Genomic DNA, 3,920 nt, shown 5'->3' on the forward strand with positions numbered 1-3,920 from the left:
CGACCGTCCCGGCGGCCTCGTGCCCGAGCAGGAACGGGAACTCGTCGTTGATCCCGCCCTCCCGGTAGTGCAGGTCGGTGTGGCAGACCCCGCACGCCTGCACGTTCACCACCGCCTCACCGGGCCCGGGATCGGGCACCGTGATGGTCTCGACGGATACCGGCTCGCCCTTGGCTCGGGCGACCACTGCTCGGGCTTCGTATGTCATCGGCTTCTCTTTTCCAGGTGAACGCGGACGGGGAGCGATGCCCAGGCGCGCAGGGTGTTGTTGTGGTGGCGCCGGGGCGTCCCGGCGAGCTCGAAGCGCTCGACCCTGCGGGCCAGCGCGGTCAGCAGCGCCTCGGCCTCCAGGCGGGCGACGTGCTGGCCGACGCACTGGTGGATGCCCATGCCGAAGCCGACGTGCCCGGACGGGTCCCGGGACAGATCGAAGGCGTCCGGGTCCTCCCAGCGGCGCGGGTCGCGGTTGGCCGCGGCGAGGAACATCAGGATCTTCTTGCCTTCGGGGATGACCGCCCCGCCGATCCCGACGTCGCGGTCGGCGGTGCGGAAGAAGGTCTGCACAGGAGACTGCCAGCGCACGGCCTCGTCGAACGCGACCCGCGCCAGGCTCGGGTCCTCACGGAGCCGCCGCCACTGGCCGGGGTGGACGGCGAAGGCGTACAGCACGGCCGCCAGACCGTGCACGGTGGTGTCGACGCCGGCCGACAGCAGGGAGCGCACGACCAGCGGCGCCTGCGCGCAGGTGATGTCACCGCGGTCGGCCGCCGCCCAGATCTGCGCGCCGAATCCGCCGTCGGCCAGCACCTCGCGCCGGCACTGGGCGTTCACCCAGGCCGACAGCTCGCCCACCCGGGGGTCGCCCTTGGCCACCAGGTCGTTCGGTGGGCCGAAGGCGTTGAAGAGGTGGTCGCCGTAGGGCAGGAGGTTCTCCCGGCCCTCGCTGGGGATGCCGACCGCGTCGGGGAAGACCCGCAGCGGGAACGCCTCGGCGAGCGCCGTGACGGCGTCGAATTCGTGCTCGGCCAGTACTTTCTCCACCATGTCCTCGGCTTCGGAGAACCATCGCTCGCGCAGCCTGCGCAGCGCCCGGGGGCCGAGGATCTTCGTCAGGACGGCGCGCGGGGCGTCGTGCCGGGGAGGGTCGGCCTCCAGCAGCAGGCTGGGCGGGCGCCACGGCTTCTCGTGACGGAAGTTGCTCAGCCCCACGCCGGCTCCGGACGGGAAGCTCTGCCAGTCGGTCAGTGCGGCGTGCACGTGTTCGTGGCGGGCGAGGGCGTAGACGTCGTAGCGGGGCAGGTGGACGACGGGGCCGGCCTCCAGCAGGGCGGTGTGCAGCGGTGCCGGGTCTTCCAGCACGTCGTGGGCGAACGGGTCAGCGTCGAGCACGGGCAGGACGGTCACGGCGGGATCCTTCACAGGTCGAGGACGAGACGGTCGGAGCGGGAGCGGGAGACGCAGACGAGCATGCAGTCCCCGGCCGCCCGCTCGGCGTCGTCGAGCAGCGCGTCGCGGTGGTCCGGCTCGCCCTCCAGCACGCCGGTCTCGCAGGTGCCGCACAGGCCCTGCTTGCAGGAGGACAGTACGCCGATCCCGGCGTCGTTGATCGCCTGCAGGACGGACCGGCCGGGGGTGACCGTCACCGACAACCGCGAGCGGCGCAGTTCCACCTCGAAGGGCTCGTCACGGGCGGGTGCGGTCAGGTCCTTGGCCGTGAATCGTTCGGTGCGCAGTGATCCGGCGGGCCAGTCAGCGGCGCGTCGCTCCAGCGCCTCCAGCAGCCCGGCGGGGCCGCAGCAGTAGACCTTGGTGTCCGGCGGCGGCTGGTCGGGCAGGTCGAGCAGACCGCATTCGTCCTGCGGGGCGTAGGTGACCTTGCCGCCGTAGCGGGCCAGCTCGCCGGTGAACGCCATCGACGCCCGGGTCCGCCCGCCGTACAGCAGTCGCCAGTCCGCATCCAGCAGTTCGGCCTGGTAGATCATGGGCAGCAGCGGTGTGATGCCGATGCCGCCGGCGATGAACAGGTACCGCTCGGACGGCACGAGGGGGAAGTCGTTGCGCGGCCCGCCGATCGCGACCGGGTCGCCCTCGGCCAGCGCGTCGTGGACGTAGGCCGACCCGCCCCGGCCGTCCGGCTCGCGCAATACGCCGATCCGGTAGGTGTGCGGGTCCCAGCGGTCGCCGCACAGGGAGTACTGGCGGGTCAGCCCGTTCGGCAGGATGAGGTCGATGTGCGCGCCGGGCGTCCAGTCCGGCAACCGCCCGCCGTGCGGGTGCTCCAAGGTCAGGGTCACGACGCCGTCGGCCGCCCACGTCTTCGTCGCGACTCTCAAGTTCAGTGAGGTCATGGGTTCTCCTCGGTCGGGGTGCGCAGGGCGCGCACGGCCAGTCCCCCGGTGACCAGGGCAATCGCCACCAGCAGGTAGAGCTGTCCGGGCCCCCATCCGGCGTCGAGCAGCCACCCGGCCACCAGTGGAGAGACGATCGCGCCGACCCTGCCGACGCCGATGCCCCAGCCGACGCCGGTCGCGCGCACCTGAGGCGGGTAGATGGAGGGGGTCAGGGCGTACAGGCCGGCGACGCAGCCGTTGACGAACAGTCCGATCAGTACGCCCAGTGCGAGAACCAGGGCGTACGCCGAGGTGGCGGGCACGAAAGCGGCCAGCAGCACCGCCGTGGCGAGCGTGTAGCCGAACAGGACGTGCTTGAGCGCGAAGCGGGCGGCCAGCAGTCCCAGCAGGGTGGTCCCGAAGATGCCGCCGAGGTTGAGCAGCACGCCACCGGTGATGCCCTGGCTGGTCGACATCCCGGCTTCCACCAGCAGTTTGGGGGTCCAGCTCGTGACGAAGTAGAAACCGAACATGACAGTGAAGAATCCCGCCCAGACCAGCAGGGTGCCGCGGCGCTGGGTTCGGGACAGGATCTGCTGGATGCGGGGCGCGGATTCGGCGGTGACCGGGTGCTCGGGCATCGACTCCAGCGGAGGTTGCCTCATCGTGGTCATCAGGGCGTTGAGCCGGTCGAGCGCACGCGGCGAACGCTGGGTGAGCAGGAAGTCCAGCGATTCGGGCAGCCGCCACAGCACCGCTCCGATGAGCAGAGCGGTGGCGACACCGCCGAAGGTGAACACCGACCGCCACCCCGACGAATCCTGCAGTGCCACCGCGATGACGCCGCCCGCCGTGGCGCCGACGGCGTAGCCGGTGGAGTTGAGGCTGACGGCCAGGCCGCGCCAGCGCCGGTTGGCGTACTCGGCGGCGAGGACGTTGCTGCTGGCCAGGATGCCGCCGATGCCGATACCGGTGAGGATGCGCAGCAGGCCCAGTTGGACGGCGTTCTGGCTGGCGGCCGACAGCAGCATCCCGGTCGAGGCCACCAGCAGGCAGGCCAGGATCAGCGCGCGGCGGCCGACTCGGTCGGCCAGCGGCGCTAGGAACAGCGATCCCAGTGCCATCCCGACCAGGCCCGCGCTGAGCAGCAGCCCCAGTTGCGAGCCCGACAGGGACCACTCGGCCGACACGGCGGCAGCGGTGAAGGACATGACCAGGACATCGAAGCCGTCCAGCACGTTCAGCAAGACGCATACGGCGATCGCCGACCATTGCAGGCGTGACATCGGGGCCTCGTCTATGCGGGCGCGCAGCACCGCAGGATGAGTGCGCATCTAACCGGCCTTTCGGGGGGTGGGTTAGCAGTCGATGATGAGCCGGTTACCGGCGCCCTTCCACGGCGTATCCATTCAATGGACGACGCCGTGCCAGAACGGTCGGCGACCAGCGATGATGTGAGGCATGGCCAGGTCATCCAGCGGCGAGTCGGTGCTGACTCGCGCCGTACGCATCCTTGAGGCGTTCAGTCCTCAGAGGGCTTTACGTGAGCTGATGTCCCCTTCGTCGCTTGCACCGGACAGTTCGGGCTGT

4 protein-coding genes are annotated in these 3,920 nt (G+C 70.7%); all 4 read right to left on the minus strand.

What is annotated here, in order from left to right:
- On the minus strand, positions 1-208 hold a 208-nt coding region (locus IEZ06_RS35470; protein ID WP_189241048.1), incomplete at its 3' end, for an alcohol dehydrogenase catalytic domain-containing protein.
- Positions 205-1,404, minus strand: coding sequence for a cytochrome P450 (locus IEZ06_RS35475; protein WP_203872449.1), 1,200 nt, complete (start codon positions 1,402-1,404; stop codon positions 205-207). The genes IEZ06_RS35475 and IEZ06_RS35470, both read right to left, overlap by 4 nt.
- 11 nt (positions 1,405-1,415) lie before the next feature.
- The gene (locus IEZ06_RS35480; protein ID WP_189241050.1) at positions 1,416-2,348 is read right to left on the minus strand and encodes a PDR/VanB family oxidoreductase; all 933 of its coding nucleotides are present in this window, start codon (positions 2,346-2,348) and stop codon (positions 1,416-1,418) included.
- A complete protein-coding gene (locus IEZ06_RS35485; RefSeq protein ID WP_189241051.1) occupies positions 2,345-3,664 on the minus strand; it encodes an MFS transporter in 1,320 nt (439 codons plus the stop codon). Before IEZ06_RS35485 ends, IEZ06_RS35480 begins: the two co-directional genes overlap by 4 nt.
- Between the last annotated feature and the right edge of the window lie 256 nt (positions 3,665-3,920).

The sequence above is a fragment of the Planomonospora antibiotica genome, from assembly GCF_014647955.1.
GTDB classification, from domain to species: domain Bacteria; phylum Actinomycetota; class Actinomycetes; order Streptosporangiales; family Streptosporangiaceae; genus Planomonospora; species Planomonospora parontospora.

Coding starts and splice junctions, on each gene's coding strand:
- IEZ06_RS35480 (WP_189241050.1), bottom strand. CDS start 2,348: ATGACCTCACTGAACTTGAGAGTCGCGACGAAGACGTGGGCGGCCGAC.
- IEZ06_RS35485 (WP_189241051.1), bottom strand. CDS start 3,664: ATGCGCACTCATCCTGCGGTGCTGCGCGCCCGCATAGACGAGGCCCCG.